Annotated in this window: 21 protein-coding genes; 8 read left to right on the top strand and 13 right to left on the bottom strand. The window is 39.1% G+C overall.

Annotated features, from left to right (window positions below; genetic code table 11):
* Positions 1 to 336: 336 nt before the first annotated feature.
* Together IEV52_RS16165 and IEV52_RS16170 are read left to right on the top strand one after the other, a co-directional pair.
* Entirely contained in the window at positions 337 to 858 is a 522-nt protein-coding gene (locus IEV52_RS16165; protein WP_188403521.1) for a DinB family protein, read from the top strand.
* A gap of 207 nt (positions 859 to 1,065) precedes the next feature.
* Positions 1,066 to 1,389, top strand: a complete 324-nt coding sequence (locus IEV52_RS16170) for a hypothetical protein (RefSeq protein WP_188403522.1) — start codon at positions 1,066 to 1,068, stop codon at positions 1,387 to 1,389.
* A gap of 262 nt (positions 1,390 to 1,651) precedes the next feature.
* Here IEV52_RS16170 and IEV52_RS22600 read toward each other — a convergent pair whose 3' ends face one another.
* Complete coding sequence (locus tag IEV52_RS22600) at positions 1,652 to 1,777, bottom strand: hypothetical protein (protein WP_268234781.1); 126 nt, start codon at positions 1,775 to 1,777, stop codon at positions 1,652 to 1,654.
* 160 nt (positions 1,778 to 1,937) lie between these two features.
* Between IEV52_RS22600 and IEV52_RS16175 the strand changes: the two genes are divergently transcribed.
* On the top strand, positions 1,938 to 2,270 hold the full coding sequence (locus IEV52_RS16175; RefSeq protein ID WP_188403523.1) for a hypothetical protein: 333 nt from the start codon (positions 1,938 to 1,940) through the stop codon (positions 2,268 to 2,270).
* A gap of 40 nt (positions 2,271 to 2,310) precedes the next feature.
* On the opposite strand, the gene hmpA is transcribed toward IEV52_RS16175, so the two are convergent.
* From hmpA to IEV52_RS16190, 3 genes are all read right to left on the bottom strand, one after another.
* Complete coding sequence (gene hmpA, locus IEV52_RS16180; protein WP_188403524.1) at positions 2,311 to 3,537, bottom strand: NO-inducible flavohemoprotein; 1,227 nt, start codon at positions 3,535 to 3,537, stop codon at positions 2,311 to 2,313.
* Between the two features lie 108 nt (positions 3,538 to 3,645).
* The gene (locus IEV52_RS16185) at positions 3,646 to 4,041 is read right to left on the bottom strand and encodes a hypothetical protein (protein ID WP_188403525.1); all 396 of its coding nucleotides are present in this window, start codon (positions 4,039 to 4,041) and stop codon (positions 3,646 to 3,648) included.
* A 119-nt stretch (positions 4,042 to 4,160) separates the two neighbouring features.
* The gene (locus IEV52_RS16190) at positions 4,161 to 4,607 is read right to left on the bottom strand and encodes a hypothetical protein (RefSeq protein ID WP_188403526.1); all 447 of its coding nucleotides are present in this window, start codon (positions 4,605 to 4,607) and stop codon (positions 4,161 to 4,163) included.
* Between the two features lie 379 nt (positions 4,608 to 4,986).
* Between IEV52_RS16190 and IEV52_RS16195 the strand changes: the two genes are divergently transcribed.
* The 3 genes from IEV52_RS16195 to IEV52_RS16205 all read left to right on the top strand — a co-directional run bounded on the left by IEV52_RS16195 (position 4,987) and on the right by IEV52_RS16205 (position 5,827).
* Positions 4,987 to 5,166 (top strand): alpha/beta fold hydrolase, encoded by a 180-nt coding sequence (locus IEV52_RS16195; RefSeq protein WP_188403527.1) that lies wholly within the window; start codon positions 4,987 to 4,989, stop codon positions 5,164 to 5,166.
* 13 nt (positions 5,167 to 5,179) lie between these two features.
* Positions 5,180 to 5,563: a DUF1428 family protein gene (locus tag IEV52_RS16200; protein WP_188403528.1), complete on the top strand. Its 384-nt coding sequence runs from the start codon at positions 5,180 to 5,182 to the stop codon at positions 5,561 to 5,563.
* Between the two features lie 90 nt (positions 5,564 to 5,653).
* Positions 5,654 to 5,827, top strand: coding sequence for a hypothetical protein (locus IEV52_RS16205; protein WP_188403529.1), 174 nt, complete (start codon positions 5,654 to 5,656; stop codon positions 5,825 to 5,827).
* Positions 5,828 to 5,858: 31 nt separating this feature from the next.
* Here the strand turns inward: IEV52_RS16205 and IEV52_RS16210 are convergent, their stop codons facing one another.
* The 4 genes from IEV52_RS16210 to IEV52_RS16225 all read right to left on the bottom strand — a co-directional run bounded on the left by IEV52_RS16210 (position 5,859) and on the right by IEV52_RS16225 (position 10,033).
* Positions 5,859 to 6,305: a DUF4385 domain-containing protein gene (locus tag IEV52_RS16210; protein WP_188403530.1), complete on the bottom strand. Its 447-nt coding sequence runs from the start codon at positions 6,303 to 6,305 to the stop codon at positions 5,859 to 5,861.
* A gap of 97 nt (positions 6,306 to 6,402) precedes the next feature.
* Positions 6,403 to 8,715: an RNA polymerase recycling motor HelD gene (helD, locus tag IEV52_RS16215; RefSeq protein ID WP_188403531.1), complete on the bottom strand. Its 2,313-nt coding sequence runs from the start codon at positions 8,713 to 8,715 to the stop codon at positions 6,403 to 6,405.
* A gap of 205 nt (positions 8,716 to 8,920) precedes the next feature.
* Positions 8,921 to 9,394 carry a DinB family protein gene (locus IEV52_RS16220; RefSeq protein ID WP_188403532.1) on the bottom strand — a complete coding sequence of 158 codons (474 nt, stop codon included), beginning with the start codon at positions 9,392 to 9,394 and terminating at the stop codon, positions 8,921 to 8,923.
* 81 nt (positions 9,395 to 9,475) lie between these two features.
* A complete protein-coding gene (locus tag IEV52_RS16225; RefSeq protein WP_188403533.1) occupies positions 9,476 to 10,033 on the bottom strand; it encodes an isochorismatase family protein in 558 nt (185 codons plus the stop codon).
* 182 nt (positions 10,034 to 10,215) lie between these two features.
* On the opposite strand from IEV52_RS16225, the gene IEV52_RS16230 reads away from it, so the two are divergent.
* A complete protein-coding gene (locus tag IEV52_RS16230; protein ID WP_188403534.1) occupies positions 10,216 to 11,394 on the top strand; it encodes a NupC/NupG family nucleoside CNT transporter in 1,179 nt (392 codons plus the stop codon).
* 569 nt (positions 11,395 to 11,963) lie between these two features.
* Here IEV52_RS16230 and IEV52_RS16235 read toward each other — a convergent pair.
* The 5 genes from IEV52_RS16235 to IEV52_RS16255 form a co-directional block, all read right to left on the bottom strand.
* A complete protein-coding gene (locus IEV52_RS16235) occupies positions 11,964 to 12,500 on the bottom strand; it encodes a hypothetical protein (RefSeq protein ID WP_188403535.1) in 537 nt (178 codons plus the stop codon).
* A gap of 185 nt (positions 12,501 to 12,685) precedes the next feature.
* Complete coding sequence (locus IEV52_RS16240) at positions 12,686 to 13,177, bottom strand: methylated-DNA--[protein]-cysteine S-methyltransferase (RefSeq protein WP_188403536.1); 492 nt, start codon at positions 13,175 to 13,177, stop codon at positions 12,686 to 12,688.
* Positions 13,170 to 14,069 (bottom strand): DNA-3-methyladenine glycosylase family protein, encoded by a 900-nt coding sequence (locus IEV52_RS16245; RefSeq protein ID WP_188403537.1) that lies wholly within the window; start codon positions 14,067 to 14,069, stop codon positions 13,170 to 13,172. The genes IEV52_RS16240 and IEV52_RS16245 overlap by 8 nt, the downstream gene beginning before the upstream one ends.
* On the bottom strand, positions 14,056 to 14,640 hold the full coding sequence (locus IEV52_RS16250; RefSeq protein WP_188403538.1) for a bifunctional transcriptional activator/DNA repair enzyme AdaA: 585 nt from the start codon (positions 14,638 to 14,640) through the stop codon (positions 14,056 to 14,058). The genes IEV52_RS16245 and IEV52_RS16250 overlap by 14 nt, the downstream gene beginning before the upstream one ends.
* A gap of 216 nt (positions 14,641 to 14,856) precedes the next feature.
* Positions 14,857 to 16,074 carry an MFS transporter gene (locus IEV52_RS16255; protein ID WP_188403539.1) on the bottom strand — a complete coding sequence of 406 codons (1,218 nt, stop codon included), beginning with the start codon at positions 16,072 to 16,074 and terminating at the stop codon, positions 14,857 to 14,859.
* A 179-nt stretch (positions 16,075 to 16,253) separates the two neighbouring features.
* Here IEV52_RS16255 and IEV52_RS16260 point away from each other — a divergent pair, with 179 nt between their 5' ends.
* A complete protein-coding gene (locus IEV52_RS16260; protein WP_188403540.1) occupies positions 16,254 to 18,350 on the top strand; it encodes a DNA topoisomerase III in 2,097 nt (698 codons plus the stop codon).
* Positions 18,351 to 18,407 lie beyond the last annotated feature (57 nt).

Below are 18,407 nucleotides of genomic sequence, written 5' to 3' on the forward strand. Positions count from 1 at the left end.
GGGATTTTCGTAAAAAATGATAATAAATTTTGGTATTGTGCAATAAAAAAATTAGAATATTCTATCTTTCCTCTTTGTTTCACTTGGATTTTTACAAAAAAGAATTTGTGAGAATATTGTACAAAACTATTAAATACTGTTGATTTAGTATAAAATATTTTTTTAATACGATACAAAACTAGGAAACTATAAACGAAATTGATATCTTCTTCAAAGTAGATTTGCTCCAAATCCTCTTATAAACTTCCGGATATTACACTAACGCATTCGTTTCAGCTTCTTGCTCTGACCTTCGCCTGTTCAGCAAGGGACTCATAGTGAAAAGGGGCTTTTCTAATGAATTTCAAAATCAATGAAGCTATCGAACTATTGGAACGAACACCTGAAACCCTCTCTCACCTTTTAGTTGGTCTGTCTCCTGGCTGGTTAACTTGCAACGAAGGCGATAATACATGGAATGTGCTTGAGGTAGTAACTCATCTCATAGAAGGCGAAAAGGTAAACTGGATCCCACGCATAAATATTATTCTTACAAAAGGCGCAAGCTACACGTTCCCTCCTTTTGACCGGTTTTCTCACTTAAAAAACAAAGAAGAAAAAAACATCGAACAACTTTTACTAGAATTCAAACAATGTAGGGAAGAGAGTCTCCTGACCCTTAAAAATAAGCTAAAAACAATAACTGATTTTGAACAAACAGCCCTCCATCCGGAATTCGGTCCTGTAAGATTAAGGGAATTACTTTCTACTTGGGCTGTTCATGACTTAACACATATTACTCAAATTACGAGAATCATGGCAAAACGTTATAAAGAAGATGTTGGTCCATGGAAAAATTATTTAGGAATCCTGAAATAAAACGTTGCCTGCCGCAAAAAAAGAATGAGTCCCCTATTAGAATTATCCTGCTATCCCTTAATCTGCACCACCTGGATATGTCAGCTCATAACTGTGGCTTTAGATTTCAGGCGAGGCTGCCGAAGCGCCGCTTATCCCTCTTTATACATGTTCCCTATGATAAAATAGGATTGGATAAACCATAAATTACATAGGAGGAAAAATGAAATGTCTGTATTGGTTACGATGGCCCTCTACAAGCCACATGAAGGAAAAGAAAAAGAATTGCATGAAATCCTAAAAACCCATGTTAACACGTTAGCAGCAGAGAACTTGATTACTTCAAGCAAACCGATCCGTGCTCAAGCTGCTGATGGTACGGTTATCGAGATTTTTGAATGGAAATCCGAGCAAGCAAAAGATGCTGCCCACGAATCCCCGGTTGTCATGAAAATCTGGAATGATATCATGGAAGTTGCAGAGATTAAAAGTCTCTCAGCATTAGATGAAGCAAATCATCCATTCCCTAACTTCGGACCATACTCCTTATAAAGCATTCTAAAGGTAAAAAAAGAAGGGCATCCTTCTGCCCTTTTTCCATGTCTGAAACTAGTCAGGTTTGTGCTCATTCATTCAATTGATTGGCGAGGCCGTTTCTTTTTTTCCCACCTTTAAACACAATAGTAGTGTGTCATTCCATTGTCTTTCCCTTTTAAAATGATTTTCTTCTGCGAATCTTTACTGTTTGAATCCTGGATTAAACAAAACAATGTTTTCATTCTGATCATAGGAACTACTGTAATCCTCCAACCAGTCAATATACATATTTTTCAGGTCGAATCTGATCGGTTGGTGCAGCAACAGATTGAACAGTCTCAAACACAGCAAACGAGACCTTGCCATCGATATTTTTTTTCGCTGGTTGCATACTACCTGTCATTCCTACCAACAATAATAAAAAATGGCCAATAGTCCTCTTTCTTGTGAAAGCACCCCATTTTCCATTAGACGATATCATCGCCATATCATTACACCTTGCAGAAATACACAGAATTGTTCCAGGTTAAGTGGAATATAAGAAATAGAAAAGGAGTGATCCTTTGCCAAGTGAAGCAGATCTGAACATTATCTTTTATACTTTGTTCCTTCTGTCAGGTTTTCCTGTCAGCTACAGATATGCAGTGTTCATGGTAAAACATACAGGTATGATCATCCCTCACTATTTTATAAGTCTTATGATAAATCTTTGTTTTGGGGTACTCGGAATAGTAGGATGGATTTTTTATGCGCCAAAGATCAGTATCTACTTTACTCTAGGTGGCATCTATCTCGGTGCTGGAGTAACGGCATTGAGTTTAATCATTTTGTTCACTCTACTTCTTATAAAACGAAAAGCCTTAATACAAAGCTTTAAGATCTGGATCACATCATAAAAAACCACCTTCCTTACGTTTTAGGAAGGTGGTTCGTTTTTTATGCTTTTATTTTTTCTGCCTCTAAATCACTTGCTGGACCGAAGAATTCAAAATGGATGTTTTCTTTCGGGAAATTTAACTGTTGCAGTGCATGATTGATTACTCGCATAAAAGGAATCGGTCCACAGAAATAGTATTCTGCTTGTTTGTTTAACGGTAAAACTTTGCGCAGCCATGATACATCAATATAACCTGTTTGATCATAACCGAAATCTTCTGGTAATGGTTTTTCATATACAAAATAGGTTGAGATATTCTCAGCATCTTCTGCAATCTTCTTAACTTCTTCCTTTAAAGCATGGGCTTGCCCGTTAATCGCTGCATGAATAAAAGTTACCTCACGCTCAGGCTGCTTTTCCGCTGCTGATTTCAACATGCTGATCATCGGCGTCAAGCCAACACCACCACTGATTAAGACAATAGGTTTATCACTATGCATATCTAGGTAAAAGTCACCTGCTGGTGCACTTAAATGAAGAATGTCTCCTTCCTTTACTCCTTCGTGCAGATAGACAGAAACGACACCGTCAGGAGAATTCAATCCAGATTCTTTTTTTACAGATATACGGTAATGTTCTTTTCCAGGTGAATCTGAAAGACTGTACTGACGGATATGTGTATTCTTTTCCCCTGGGATCTCCATTCTTACACTCACATATTGACCAGGTTGATAGTCAGCAATTTCTCCGCCGTCTTGCGGTTTTAAATAGAAGGACGTTATCACAGAACTCTCTTCAACTTTTCGTGCAACGACAAACGATCTGAAGCCTTCCCAGCCGCCTTTTTGCCGTTCTGCTTCTTGATACATTTCAAGCTCAACACCGATAAACGCGTCAGCGATCACGCCATACGCTTCCGCCCAAGCATTAATGATTTCATCTGTCGCGGCGCTACCGAGCACATCTTTGATCGCAAGCAATAAGTTTTCTCCAACAACAGGGTAGTGTTCTGGTTTAACTCCTAAACTTCTATGTTTGTGTGCAATTTGTTTTACAACTGGAATGATTGTTTCCAGTTTATCGATATTTGCTGCAGCGGCGTATACTGCATTTGCCAGTGCCGCTTGCTGGCGGCCTTTTTTCTGGTTGGCATGATTAAAAATATTCAATAGTTCCGGATGCTTCTCAAAAAGCATTTCATAAAAACGGGAAGTAATAGCTTCTCCGTGTACTTCTAAAACAGGAACGGTTGACTTAATGATTTCAATGGTTCTTGCTTGTAGCATGTCAATTCCTCCTTAGTTCTTTTTACACCTTTATCGTAAAAGAAATAGAGAGCCTGACGTGTGATTTCAATCACTTTTCCTTTGGACGTTTTGTGAACAAAATCAGAACTATTGATTTAACCAAACTTCTGCTTTTTTCTGCACTTCTTTTTCAAGCTCTTTCACATGACCTGTATCAGCCAATGCTTTAGCCGCATAGACCCTAGGAAACATTTTATAGAGAGCATATTTATAATTAGAATCATTCTGAGGTTCTTTATAATACGTGACGACATACTTGCCTTCTTGCTCTTCAAGCTTTATTAAAACAGGAACTGAATGACCTGATTGTCCTTCTGTTCCTGTTTCTTTATTGAAACACAAGTAAAAAGAATACATATAAACAGAAATAACTCCACTCTTTTCCTTAGCTCCATAAACCTTGTGAGCTTCAAATTGTCTATCTGTTGTCGGGTAAACATCTTGATATTCTTTTAATATATAATCTGTGATCGTCTTATCCATTTCTTGCGTAACTTTAATGTTTGTGGAATTAAACCATGCAATACACCCAGGTAATAAGAGGATTCCACTGAGAAACACGATTATTTTTATCCATGACACCAAAAAATTCCCCGCTTTCATTATGTTAAGTTCGCTCCCCATATCATGTGGAGAAACATCATATAAAACGTCATCAAAGAAGATCCAATCATAAGTAAAACAGGTACAGAACGATATTGTTTCACTTTAAAAAGCGTGTAAACATATACGAGTAATGCAAGAACCGTCACCAAGTAATAGACCCCAAACATAGGATAGATCGTAAAAGGTCCTAAAAATAACCCTAAAACAGAAAAGTGAACACAAAAAGCCAAGACAGAAAGCAGCACCCACCTTATCCGGCCATTCGTTTGGACAGCACCCGTTAACGCCATCCCTCCTGCTCCAGCTATTAAGACGCTAAGAACCCATTCATATAAATAGAATAGGTCTTCATAATCAACTGCTAACAAATAACCGATCACAGACATCGGGATGATGGCAGCCAAAAGAAATGAACTTGTTCGAATATAATGCACCGTTTGCACGACACTTCCCCCTTTTATGAACTACTTACACTTTACCATTTTATGGGTTTAAAATTATATTCATTTCAAATTATTCCAAAATATATGATAAAATTGCTGAATAAAGAAAAATTTAACTTAGTAAAAGAAAATGGAGCCAACGAACTTAAATTTTGAAGATGAAACATGAATCCTTTCTTTATCACCTAAAAAATCATACCTTTCATCTGACAGAGTGGGGTGAATCTCATAACCCCACCGTGATCTGCCTTCACGGATTAGGAAGTACAAGCCTTAGTTTCCTAGAGATAGCCGAACATTGAAGAACGATTTTAGATTCATTGCGATCGATGCCCGGTCACGGAAAGTCAGACGCTTTCCTTTCAGCAGAAGAATATGAATGCCTGGACTCGTAGATTGGCTTCATGGGTTATTATCAAAAATAAATGTAAGCGATTTCTTTCCACTCTCACATTCATGGGGAAGTTTTCTAGCTTTTCATTATTTAGCACGGTATCCGGAGCAAGCAATAGACACTCTCTTGATCGACGGGGGGTATCAAACAAAGCGCAGCAAATAAAGGAGGTTAACAGATGGCTTATCTGCTTGTTTACTTTTATAGACTAACACCAGAGGTAAGAGAAAAGTTCTTGGAAATCTCTGCCCAAACAAATAAAAAGTTTCAAGAATATGGAGGCGTAACAGAACAAATCTTTAAACTGTCTTCTTCTCCAAAGAATTACGGAATCTCCTCGATTTCAGACAAACTAAAGGTTGAAGATAATGAGGAGCTATGGATCGGACTGCTTCGTTTTCAATCTGAAGAACATGCTCGAATTACCATGGAGGATTTCGACCAAGATCCGGAGGTAAATGAGCTGCTGAACGAGTTTATAGCTTATGTGGCTCCCCTCGAAAAATTAGTATTCGGTGAGTTCGTATCGGGACAAGAAGCAGTAAGAACGAGTAGACAGTAAAGACACAAAGACAAATAGTGACCTTTACTGTTTTTATTCTCACATACTTCGTAACGAGCATCATATCTTTAACTAAAGGGGGGTTCTGCCATGACCTGGTTCTATGTATGTATTGGAGGGCTTTTACTCTTTGCTCTGTTCATCGATTGGCGCCGCAAAAGAAATAATAATAACTCGCAGCATCCTACACACGCGGATGCAAAACCTGGTGAAAGCCAGAATTATCAGATGGGTGATAATCGCTATTCAGGTCCCGGAGAATAAAAATAGCATCTCCTCTCATTTTAGGAGATGCTCAACCAAACTCTTTTTGGTGCGCCTTTTTCATTTTCAGGTACTCTTTATCCGTTCGTGCAAGTTTCCACTTTTCTTCAAATATAGCAGCAGATTCGGCTTTAACGGCGTCGATCTGACGTTCATTGATCTCTCCGTTTTCTTTATATTTCCTTCCACCTTTATAGTTCGTGTAGCGCCTTGCACGGGTATATCCCATCTGCAAAAACTTCCTCGCCATATCCGCACCAACAAAATCATCGTTTTTCTTATAATCGAGAAATTGCTCATAGATTTTTTTCGATGACACCTTCGCCTCTTCAGGTGTTTTAAACCGCCAATGCGGAAGAATCTCACCCTTATAAGGCTCTACTAATAGTACTCCTTGTTCGCCTCTTCCAACACGATAGAGCTCCGGGTTCTTTCGAAAATCAATGTTCTCAAAATCCAGGTCATAATTAAAGGCCAAAGCATATCAACCTCCTTTATGTTCGTTACCCTAAATGGTTCCTTTTAAAAATAAAAAAATCCGCTATCCCAGATGGAACAACGGATTCTTACTATCATTAAACGGTCTCATATAAATGTTCTGATGCTTCTTTTATAAACGGACAAGGTTTCCCGCTTTCTAAAACCGTGAGTTCATGCATCGCACGGGTACAAACTGTGTAGAACAACTTTCGTTCGCTTTCTTGCTGGTAACCAGATGCGTCATAGATCACAACAGCATCAAACTCGATGCCTTTTGCAAGATACGAAGGAATCACGATGATCCCTTTTTGAAAAGCTGCATCTTCATTAATCATAAGTCTTACATCTATCTTTGACTTTAACTTTTCGTAAACCTTCTTACTCTCTTTAGCCGAACGACAGATGACAGCAACGGTTTCATGCCCTTCTTTAATCCAGCCATTTAATTGTTTCTCTGTTTGATCGATATGTTCCTCTGCATCTTTAACCCGAACAACGGAAGGCTTCTCACCCGATCGGTTAAACGGCACGATCGTATTTCCATCTTGTAAAAGACTTCTCGTAAACTCTACGATTTCTTTTGTAGAGCGATAGCTTCTCGTCAACGTTATCGTTTCAGGATTCTTTTTCCCCAATAAATTTCTCAATCGGCTAAAAGCTTCATCTGATGCATGTGCATAGATCGATTGATTCAAATCACCCAGCACCGTCAAGTTCGCACGCGGAAAGATACGCTGGATAAACGCGAACTGAAAGAGAGAGAAGTCTTGAGCTTCGTCAATGAACACGTGGCGGACAGCAGCGTTTGTTTGAAAGCCAATCAGCAGTTCTTTCAAATACAAGAACGGTGTAGCATCTTCATTAGAAAGATGATTTTGTTTTAGATTAAATAAAGTTTCATTACAGATTCCACTCCATAGGGAAAGATCTTCGATGAGCTTATTATTCTTCTGAAACAATTTTGCGTACAGACTCTTCATATCTACGAACACAAACTTTTCGATTCTATTACGCAAGGGCTTAAAAGCTAACCTTGCCACATAAGCAGAAAGAACCTTTTGCTCACTCGCTAAGTCATTAAACGAATTCTCTCCGTATTTGTTCCGTTCTTGCAGTTTGTGATAAAGCTTCGTATATACGTTTTTATCAAGAAGCTGAATCTCTTTTTCTACCCATGGCTTCTTTCGTTCACGCCGCTCAATTTTCTTTAGCTCTTCTAGAATCCACGCAGAGGTTTTTTTCATTCTGTATGGAATGGTCTCACGCTTATCTAGCGAATAAAAGTGTTCACTGATCTGTTTACTTCGGATTAAAACTTTATCTCGAAACTTGATATCTGAAAATTGCATGCCTGACTCACTTAGTTTCTCCACATACCGATGAATGGCTTCAAGAAACGGAACAGATGCTTTAAATTTAATTCCTTCTATACGGTGTGAATCCCCGCTTCCGGATAGAAGTTCTTCCATCTGTTCAAAAGGAGTTTCCACAGAAAAATCACGTACCAAATGGTGGTCTATATAAGCCTGGAATGTGGTTTGCTCCATATTCTCTTCCCCAAGTTCAGGAAGTACGTTTGCCACATAACTGTTGAACATATTATTCGGGGAAAACAAAACAATATGATGAGATTGCAGCGTTTCACGATCACGATACAGCAGATACGCGACCCGCTGAAGTGCTGCAGATGTTTTCCCGCAGCCAGCAGCTCCTTGGACTACCAGTAAGTCACTCGATGTATTACGAATAATAGCGTTTTGTTCTTTCTGGATGGTGGCTACAATGCTTTTCATTTGGGTATTGGCATGTTTGCCCAGTACTTGCTGCAGCAGTTCATCCCCGATCGCTTCACCTGTATCAAACATACCCTGGATTTGCCCGTTCTTTATAATAAATTGTCTTTTAAGTTCTAAGTCACCTTTAACGGTTCCACTTGGTGCCCGAAAATTCGCTGACCCAAGAGAGTGGTCGTAATACAAGCTTGAAATAGGGGCGCGCCAATCATGAACGAGAAAACGGCTCGTTGCATCATCATAATAAGATGCAATTCCAAGGTACACTTTCTCGCTCTCGTCCTCACCCTCTTCCTTAAAATCAATACGTCCAAAATAGGGGGAACCTTTCAGTTTTTCATAGGTTTTAATACGAGTTTCTGCAGATGTATGACTGCGTTCGATCTCGGATAAAAGTTCTGATTGCTGCTTTATACTTGCAGCTGTTTCTATGGCATCATCAACATTATCTAAATTGACCGTGACATCAGACCAAAAGTTTTTACGTACCTGCACGACATCGGCTAGTTTTCCACCTAGATGATCTTGCAATTTAGCCGTTGCCTCAGAAAGTTTATCAATCACTTGATCTATGCGTTCTTGCTCATTCTGTTGTTCCTGGCTCCATGTCGTCATCCGATCTCTCCCTACAACAAAATTTATCGTTGACACACACTTCCATTTTATCGTATAATATAATTAGGTAATATTTTACCCATCAAATTATTAGAAGTGCGTCTTTTATATAATAGCATAATTCTGTGCAAAAAGTACATAAATTATTTCAGCAAAAAAACAGTGAGCCTCTATTCGAGATTCACTGTTTTCTTATTTTATAAACTTACGATTGCTTTACCTTCTGAGTCTGGATTACACGCTTAATTGCGTGTATCTGTCCAAGATGATAGGTTTCATGGAATACAGCAAAGTTGAAAAGCTCACCAAATGTCGTTAGATCAAAAAAAGTTTTCTCCAACTTTTTTTGCAAACTTTCTTCTGGTATTTCTTTTACTCGTGCTAATTGGTCTACTAACTGCTGCTTAAGAATTTCTAATGTTGGCACTTCACCCTTCCAATCTGCCGGACTTGTTCCTCTATTAAATAGGTCAAGATACTGTTTTGGTAAACTTGAAGATTTTTCAGGAAACCCAAAGAGAAAGTACTCTGCTGTTGTTAACACATGACCTGCATGCCAGCGAATATTGTTATTGAACCCTTCTGGCTGAATATCAGACAAATCTGCTTCCATCGCCTCTAAATGCTTTAAAAAAAATCCCCGGGATAATTCAAAGTTTTGAAACGTTAACTGACTCATTTTTTACGCCTCCTTTATTTTTTAAAAAAGCGTTCACGTATTTATTATACAAAGCATTCTAGCCACTGCCTAATTATAAACCTAGCGATAGTTATTATGAATCGGGTTAAATAGATCTTCGTTTGTATCTCTAACCACTGAAAAGTGATCTACATTATAGTGGCCATGAAGGATCTTGTTATGATGACTGATAATTTGACCGGCTGTTAAAACATCTGAGTCTGTTGTGGAATGACCATCTCCGACCAAAGTTACATCAAAGCCTGAAACAGTTGCCATTCTAACCCCTGTATCGATGCAGTGTTCCGTTTTACACCCCATCACGACTAGATGACTGACTCCTTCCTTTTTTAAATATTCCAGCAAAGGTGTTCCATAAAATGCGCTCGTTGCTTTCTTATTAAAATATTTTGCTCTCTTCGGTTTTACAATACGAGAATGGACTTCAAATCCCTTCCCCTTACCCTCGGCTACGTCAAGATCCCGTATGAAAATGACACCTGCATCAACTTGGTTCGCCTTTTCGATAACACTATTGATATTGTTTAATAGTCTTTCTTTGTTGTAAACTTCTTTATCTTTTTCGTTTCCATCCATCAGTTCTTGTTGTGCATCAATAATTAACAAAGCCTGTTTCAATGTAACAACTCCTCTATTTTTATATTCATTCATAAGCTGGAACGTAAAATTCTTGTTTTCAAAGTAGAATTTTTAGGAAATGGTTAATACTAACACAGCAGTTATTTTTTATGGGTGAAAATACCATTCATTAAACCAACGATGGTTAAGTTCAACTCGTGAAATTTAGGAGGAAAATAATAATGACGTACCTTATTTTTCTGGCTGGATTGGCAGCTGTTTTCTTATTAGCCTTCCTTGTCAGCAACGATCGCAAAAAAATCAAATACAGGCCAATATTAATCATGCTTGCGCTGCAGCTAATCTTTACATATTTCCTATTAAATACAAGCATTGGCCTTATTTTAATTAGAGGGATCTCTAGACTATTTGAAAAGTTGCTGGGTTATGCTGGAGCCGGTATAGATTTCGTGTTTGGCGGCCTGGCCAATGAAGCAGCCATGCCATTCTTCTTAAACGTCTTGCTGCCGATCGTATTTATTTCTGTATTAATTGGTATCGCACAGCACTTCCGAATTCTTCCGTTTATCATTAAGTGGATTGGTTTTGCATTAAGTAAAGTGAACGGATTAGGAAGACTAGAATCTTACAATGCTGTAGCATCTGCAGTTTTTGGCCAATCTGAAGTATTTATCTCTGTAAAAAAACTTCTTGGGCATCTGCCAAGACACCGTTTATATACACTTTGTACATCAGCCATGTCTACTGTTTCGGCTTCTATCTTAGGTGCTTATATGACGATGATCAATCCAAAGTACGTTGTAACTGCCCTTGTACTTAACTTGTTCGGCGGATTTATTATCGCAAATATCATAAACCCTTACGAAGTTAAGAAAGATGACGACATCATTGAGATCGAAGAAGATGAGCAAACATTCTTTGAAATGCTTGGTGAGTACATTATGGACGGCTTTAAAGTAGCTGTTATTGTTGGTGCGATGCTGCTAGGGTTTGTTGCATTAATTGCATTGATTAACGATGTGTTCGATATGATTTTCGGTATTACGTTCCAAACAATATTAGGTTATGTCTTTGCACCAGTTGCTTTTCTTGTTGGGATTCCTTGGGGAGAAGCTGTATCAGCAGGAACTATCATGGCGACAAAACTTGTATCCAATGAATTTGTAGCGATGATGGATCTTGCTAAATACTCAAAGGAAATGTCCGATCGAACTATTGGAATCGTATCTGTATTTCTTGTCTCCTTTGCAAACTTCTCCTCTATCGGAATCATTACAGGGGCCGTTAAAGGGCTTCACGAAGAGCAAGGAAACACTGTTGCCCGTTTTGGTTTGAAGCTTCTCTATGGCGCCACATTGGTAAGTATTTTATCTGCTGCAATCGCTGGTTTATTTCTATAAAGAATCACCCAAAAAGAAGCCTTGGCTTCTTTTTGTTTTCCTCTTACCTCCTTTCAGTGGTTTTGTGACAAAAAGACATCCGATAAGTTTCCATCCTGTTAAAAAGTCTTGTTCGAAGATTTATCAACCACTCAGGATCATTACTTTATTCAGGCAGGTCAACAGCTTTTAATAACCTCACAAACATAGTAACTCTACATGTATTTAAACATCCAATAAGCAAGGCGCGTTTAATCAAAATAAAAAGCCAAAGCAGTTATCACTTCTTCGGCTTCTTCACTCATTTATTAAAAAAGCCCTGGAATCACGAATCCTAAGAGCCTCCGGTCGACCGTTTATTTTCTATAACCGCAGGGTGAGGACACATGACCGCACTTATTGAATTTCTTCGTCATAAAGCCATCACTCCTTTCATTTGATAGTTATAGTGTAAACCAATTTATGTAAAATAGAAATATATTTTTTTGAAAATTCTTCTTTTTAAGTAACTTCTGAAAAAGCAGGCGGGTAAACAACCTTCCTAAAAGCAGAAAAACTGCCGTCTCATATCGAGACAGCAGTAATAAATGCTATTGCAATTCAGCTGCAAATTGTCCTGGGATCAATTTTAACTCTTCGTGAACTGTGTTTAACTTCTCTTCAAAAGCAGTAAACAACTCATCAGCTTCTGCTGCTTTTGCTTCATCTTCTAATCCAGCCACTCGAGCTTCGTAAGATTTTTTAAGCTCTTCTAGTGCACCTTTTATAGCTTCTTGGTTTTCTTTTGATAAGTCTGAAGGTACTTCAACAGATGGAATTTCCGCAACAGCTTTTTCACCTGCTGCTTTTGCATCAGCTTTTAACTTATCTAGTTCTGCTTGCGGAACTGCTTCTTCGCCTTCTTTTTCCAGACCTGCAGCATATGCGTTAAATGCTCCATGGTACTGACGAAGTTGGTTCATAAGCTCTCCTTCAAAGTTAAGAAGAGTAATCTTTTCAGCATTTCCATCTTCTTTCTTTTCAGCAACTGCTGGCTTTGCCTCTTCTTTCGGTTTTTCTTCTTCCTTGCTGCATCCTACGCTAAGCGCAAGAACGGCAGCAGCTGTTACTGCTAAAAACTTTTTCATCGAGAAAGCCCCCTAAATTTTTCTATTTTTTGAACTTTCTCATTTTAATACTTTTTCTTAATATTGTAAATTAAAATATCCTAATTTTTATCCAAATCGTTCTAAATCCTTAATATAATTGAATTATCTAACTATTCATATTATTTTAAAATGGATATTTTTAACATAAAAGTTATTTTACTATACTAGCTACTGTGTTCCTTAAACGTTTTTTCGTGATTTAACAGCCATTCTTTTCTCCACAGCCCACCTGCATAACCTGTAAGATTTCCACTAGATCCTATGATCCTATGACAGGGGATCACGATGCTAAGTTTATTTTTACCATTGGCGTTACCAACAGCTCTCACCGCTTTTTGCTTTTGAAGAATATTTGCAATGTCACGATATGAAGCTGTTTCCGAAAAGGGAATCTGTAATAGCGAATTCCAGACCCTTTGTTGAAAAGGAGTTCCCGTATACATATAGGAAAATGAAAAGGTTTTGCGCTTTCCCATAAAATATTCATGAAGTTGAGTTTCGCAATCTTGTAGGACTTTAGGAGTCTCAGTTTTGGGCTGATGCTCTGTCTTCACGACTCTATCAACAAACAGAATGGAATGAACAGCTTCTTCATTGCCTGCAATCTCTAGAATTCCTATAGGAGATTGATAGTCCAGTCGATATGACTTATTCATACAATGACCTCCAAAGATAAAAAGTGGCGTATGCTTCCCACCCGCTCCAGTTTTTCGCTAATTCTTTTATTTCATCGATACTTGGCTTAATTTCCATTCTCATCATTTTTTTAATCGCGTTATGAAGACCAACATCTGCTATAGGAAAAGCCGTTGGCTCCAATAAACATTTCATCAAGACATAATCTGCTGTCCAAGCTCCAATCCCTCTTATGGAAATCAGCTTTTCTCTAGGATTTTTTAATTCTAGTAATAAGCGTTTAGATAATCTCCCAGCACTCATTTCTTTTGCTGCGCCGATAATGTACTCAGCTTTTCTTGTTGTAAATTGAAGCTTCTTTAATTCCTCAATCTCAAGACCAGCTATCGATCCGGCTCTTGGATATAGCCAAAACAGCCTTCCATCTACGTTCAGGCATTCCCCGTAGTTTTTAACCAGCCTTTGTTTTAATGTATAAGCGAAGGTTAAATTAATCTGCTGTCCCATGATCGCCCAAGTGACTGCCTCAAACAGGTCTGGTATACCTATCATACGCAAACCAAAGTACTGATCCGTAAGAGGCTTCAAGATCTTATCATGTAAAGCATTTTGGTAAAAAGGAGAAAGATCTCGCTCAAGATCGAACCAATCAGTGATAAACTTAACTACATTTTGTCGGTGCTCCTTTTGTGGTATCACATCAGGAAACTCTATCCTCAGTTTTCTATCTGGAGAGCTTATCCTAAGCAGGATTAATGACTCATGGATCTTTATCGGTTTATAAATTTGGTCATCTTCTATATGGTGCAGCACTTCAAGTTCTGATCTTCCTAGAAATTTGAGGCACTCACGAAAACAAAATGCCTCTGGTAAAGAAATCTCCAAATGTGACCCGCAATCAGTCCACTGCATGCCCTGACTCCTTGGTTTGTTTAGATTTACGAAACTCTGTTGGCGAGCATCTCTTTCGTTCACGGAACGCCTTATAAAAATTTGAAGGACTCTGAAATCCAGCTTCATAACAGATCTCAAGGGTCGTTTTTGACGTATTTGCAAGAAGAAATGCCACTCTATCCATACGGATCTTTTCTAAATATTCACGTGGTGTCTCATTCATCTCTTCTTTAAATAGCCGTTCTAAATAAAATGTACTTATACCAACATGTCTGGCTACATCCTGTAAAAGAATGCGCTTTTGATGGTTGTTCACTAGAAATGCTGTTGCTTGTCGAATTAAATCAATCTGCGGACAATGTTCGATCTCAGGCTGACACCTTTTACAGGCACGGTACCCTGCCTCCTCACATTGTAAGATGGTCTCATAGAATATAACGTTTTTCTTTTTTGGTTTTCGTGATCGACAGGAAGGACGGCAGAAGATCTTTGTCGTCTTGACCGCTGTATAAAAAAGCCCGTCGTAAGACCGATCGCATTCCATAATCTTATCCCACATCTCATCAAACGACATCTGTACATTGCTCACTGTTCATCCCTCCATTCTTCATCTTTTTTTCATTTTAACAAGGTCATTCAAAAGAATCGTCCTAAATCTTGCTGTTATGGTCCCTTTCCGATGGGCCTGAGGCGTTTTTCATCATATCTATTGCTAATCTATCCATTTCCTAACTTTTTTGTCCACCTCGGCAATTAATCTGTCCACTTTCATAAAAAGAGAGTGACGTGTTGTCACTCTCTTACTTTATTTTACTGCAGCAACTGTATCTTTCTTATTTCGGCTGCCGCTCGATGTATATTGATAAAGAATGACTGATGCGATAACAAAGGACGTAACACCAAACCCGATAACCATGTTGAAGAATCCGATCGTATCTAAGAACAATCCTGTTAACAACATTAATGCCTGGAAGATAATATTGTCGATCATCCCTTTTATGGAGAAAAACCTTCCGTGATAGTCAGATGGTACATCCGTTTGAAAGATCGTGGTCACGACAGGGAAGAGCGTCCCAGCAGCAAGGCCAAACAAACCAAACGAAAGGACTGACATGATGGGATGATCAGATAAATATAAAGAAGTGTGCGCTGTTGCAATAATGAACGTGATCGCAAACATGTAAGAAAGCTTCGGATTATTTTTAAAAAACCTCTTCGATAAAAACGTCCCGATGAATACACAGACGCCTTCTGTTGTATAAAGGATTCCTTTGATCCCCGCATTATCTTGCAGCTCACTGATCTCAATAACCATTAAGTTAAAACCGGATAAAAATAAGTACGCTGGAATCAATAAAAAGATCCCGTAAACCACTTTGGGCTGATTCTTAATAATCGGGTACAGTTCGCCAAGCGTTCTGAAGAAGTTTTCTTTTTTGCCTGACTTGTTTATCTCTTTTGGTTTTTCTTCAACATTTAAGAAGAAAGTAGAAACGAGAAGAATGACATATGAAATCAACGTTACCGTATATAAAGAGAATAGTGACATACCAACAAGCATCACACCGCCCAGCGCTGTTCCTACAATTCGAGATGCAGTGAAGATGTTCATGTTGACGCCATTCGCATCCAAAAGCTCTTCTTTTTTCACAATCAGCGGCAGCATCGTCTGCATAGCAGGCTGTGAGAAGGTGCCTGAGATCCCTATTACGAGCGTGTAGACTACCATCCACCATACATTGTTATAAAAGATCGCTAAATACATAAAAAAGATAGCGGCACATCGCGCAAACCCTGCATATATTAATATCTTTTTCTTATTGCTGCGGTCAATAATCCGTCCTGCCATGGGTGCAAGAAAGATTCCCACTAGAAAACCCGCTAAAATAATTAACGCCTGCAGGAAGGAGGATTCAACATTCATCTGCAAAAATTCAAGATTTCCAATGATTCCAACCCATAATCCTGTACTCGATACAGCCAGGCCAAACATCAATATTAAAAAATTCCGATTTCTCCACATGTCCCTTTTCTCCTCTCAGTACACCGGAAACAATACCTATCTACTTTACTAATTAGTAAATAAAGTTAAAATAGACTCATTATTCAGTATACAATATTTAGTGTAAATATAACCTCATTTCTTTCTTATTTTCACACTCTGTTATAATGACTAAAGTAGAAAGTTGAAAGGGGTACGTTATGAAACAATTAATTCTTGCCGAAAAGCCGAGTGTGGCACGTGATCTCGCTCGTGTTCTTGGCTGTAAGCAACAAAATAAAAGCTATATTGAAGGCTCGAAACACATCGTGACATGGGCGCTTGGTCACCTCATTGAACTAAAGATGCCTGAAGACTATGACAAACAGTATAAACAATGGCGATTAGAAGATCTTCCCATCATTCCGAAACATATGGGTTTAAAAGTCATCCGCCAGGTGAGTCATCAGTTTCGTGCGATCGAACAGCTTGCAAAGCGCAAAGATGTAAATGAGCTTGTCATTGCAACAGATGCCGGACGTGAAGGTGAACTCGTTGCCCGCTGGATCATGGAAAAAGTGAGATGGCAGAAGCCTGTGAAGCGGCTATGGATTTCGTCCCAGACTGATAAAGCAATCCGTGATGGATTCAACCAGCTTAAGCCCGCTAAACAATACGACAATCTGTATCAATCTGCTGTCTGCCGTTCTGAAGCAGACTGGCTGATTGGCTTGAACGTAACAAGGGCATTAACTACGAAATACAATGACCCGCTTTCTGCTGGACGTGTTCAGACTCCAACGCTTGCCATGATTCTAGAGCGTGAGCAAGAGATCAATTCGTTTACACCTAAAGAGTTTTGGACGATTGATGCGACGATCGGTTTATTGAAGGCATCTTGGGAACAAAATGGGGAAAAGCGTCTTTATGATGAGAGAAAAGCAACCGACATCGTTGGTAAGGTTAAGAATCAGCAAGCAACGCTTCAGTCCATACAAAAGAAAGAAAAGACGGAATCTCACCCGATGCCTTATGATCTAACTGAGCTGCAGCGTGATGCGAACCGCCGTTTCGGATTCTCTGCTAAGAAAACATCCTCTGTTCTTCAAAAGCTTTATGAGCAATTTAAGCTTGTCACTTATCCGAGAACGGATTCTCGTTATTTAACAAAAGATATGGAAAACACGATGTACGATCGTCTTCAAGGCATGTCAGCCGGCTATCGTGAAGAAGTACAGCCTCTTTTAAAACAAAAAGGAAAAGTGGTCGCAAAGAAAGTATTTAACGATGCAAAAGTTACCGATCACCATGCGATTATCCCGACCGATGAACCACTGCACCTAGGCGATCTTGATAATGACGAACGCAAATTATATGACTTAATAGCACGCCGATTTCTTGCTCTTTTTTATCCGGCGTATAAGTCTGAGACCTTAACCGCTACATTAAAAGTTGCCGGAGAAATCTTCACAGCCCGTGAAACGTTAGTGTTAGACCCTGGTTTTAAGGTGTTATCCGGGAAAGAAGAAGAAAGCCCTCGTGCGTTAGCCCATTTAAAAGAAGGGCAAACCTTATCTGTAAAAGATGTAGATATGGAGAAGAAGCTGACTGAACCACCTTCTCGTTTTACTGAGGCTGATCTTCTATCTCGTATGGAAAAATACAGCTTAGGAACACCCGCTACCCGTGCAGATATTATTGAAAGGCTTCTTGGTTCTGAAGTGCTTGATCGCAAAAACAACAAGCTCCATCCTACCCCAAAAGGAAAACAGCTGATCGACCTTGTAAATGATGAGCTGAAGTCTCCGGAGCTGACAGCTAAATGGGAGCAGGAACTAGAGGCCATTGCCCGTGGCAAAGGAAATCCAAAAGAGTTTCTGGAAAACATCCGTAAACAGACGAAGCAGCTTGTGATGGAAATCAAAACGAGCTCGCAGGAATACCGCGCCCACAACCTGACTGGTTCAAAGTGTCCGGACTGTGGGAAGCCTTTAAAAGAAGTAAAAGGCCGTGACGGCAAAGTGCTTGTCTGCTCTGATCGTGAGTGTTCATACCGTCGACGTAAAGACCCGAAGCTTTCGAACCGCCGTTGTCCGCAGTGTCATAAAAAAATGGAGCTGCATAACGGAAAAGCCGGAACGTACTTCCAATGCAAGCCATGTAACGTGGTTGAAAAAGCCGAAGACAAGAAGAAAAAAGTAACGAAGCGCGAAGAACGCCAGCTTCTGAAAAAATACAGCGCGAACAACAATTCTGACGAAGGATTTGGAAACAGTTTGGCTGATGCCCTAAAAGCTGCGATGAAAGATAAGAAATAAGTAAAAAGCTGACTCCAATGGAGCTAAAACAGCATGAGATGAGCTGTTTTGGCCTGT

The organism is Fictibacillus barbaricus, from assembly GCF_014635025.1.
In the GTDB taxonomy this organism is placed as follows: domain Bacteria; phylum Bacillota; class Bacilli; order Bacillales; family Fictibacillaceae; genus Fictibacillus; species Fictibacillus barbaricus.

What these genes read in the sequence shown, in the direction of transcription:
- IEV52_RS16165 (WP_188403521.1), top strand. Translation starts at nt 337, where the DNA reads ATGAATTTCAAAATCAATGAAGCTATCGAACTATTGGAACGAACACCT.
- IEV52_RS16185 (WP_188403525.1), bottom strand. Translation starts at nt 4,041, where the DNA reads ATGGATAAGACGATCACAGATTATATATTAAAAGAATATCAAGATGTT.
- IEV52_RS16240 (WP_188403536.1), bottom strand. Translation starts at nt 13,177, where the DNA reads ATGAATAAGTCATATCGACTGGACTATCAATCTCCTATAGGAATTCTA.
- IEV52_RS22600 (WP_268234781.1), bottom strand. Translation starts at nt 1,777, where the DNA reads ATGACAGGTAGTATGCAACCAGCGAAAAAAAATATCGATGGCAAGGTC.
- hmpA (WP_188403524.1), bottom strand. Translation starts at nt 3,537, where the DNA reads ATGCTACAAGCAAGAACCATTGAAATCATTAAGTCAACCGTTCCTGTT.
- IEV52_RS16205 (WP_188403529.1), top strand. Translation starts at nt 5,654, where the DNA reads ATGACCTGGTTCTATGTATGTATTGGAGGGCTTTTACTCTTTGCTCTG.
- IEV52_RS16235 (WP_188403535.1), bottom strand. Translation starts at nt 12,500, where the DNA reads ATGAAAAAGTTTTTAGCAGTAACAGCTGCTGCCGTTCTTGCGCTTAGC.
- IEV52_RS16255 (WP_188403539.1), bottom strand. Translation starts at nt 16,074, where the DNA reads ATGTGGAGAAATCGGAATTTTTTAATATTGATGTTTGGCCTGGCTGTA.
- IEV52_RS16200 (WP_188403528.1), top strand. Translation starts at nt 5,180, where the DNA reads ATGGCTTATCTGCTTGTTTACTTTTATAGACTAACACCAGAGGTAAGA.
- IEV52_RS16230 (WP_188403534.1), top strand. Translation starts at nt 10,216, where the DNA reads ATGACGTACCTTATTTTTCTGGCTGGATTGGCAGCTGTTTTCTTATTA.
- IEV52_RS16260 (WP_188403540.1), top strand. Translation starts at nt 16,254, where the DNA reads ATGAAACAATTAATTCTTGCCGAAAAGCCGAGTGTGGCACGTGATCTC.
- IEV52_RS16170 (WP_188403522.1), top strand. Translation starts at nt 1,066, where the DNA reads ATGTCTGTATTGGTTACGATGGCCCTCTACAAGCCACATGAAGGAAAA.
- IEV52_RS16220 (WP_188403532.1), bottom strand. Translation starts at nt 9,394, where the DNA reads ATGAGTCAGTTAACGTTTCAAAACTTTGAATTATCCCGGGGATTTTTT.
- IEV52_RS16195 (WP_188403527.1), top strand. Translation starts at nt 4,987, where the DNA reads ATGCCTGGACTCGTAGATTGGCTTCATGGGTTATTATCAAAAATAAAT.
- IEV52_RS16245 (WP_188403537.1), bottom strand. Translation starts at nt 14,069, where the DNA reads ATGCAGTGGACTGATTGCGGGTCACATTTGGAGATTTCTTTACCAGAG.
- helD (WP_188403531.1), bottom strand. Translation starts at nt 8,715, where the DNA reads ATGACGACATGGAGCCAGGAACAACAGAATGAGCAAGAACGCATAGAT.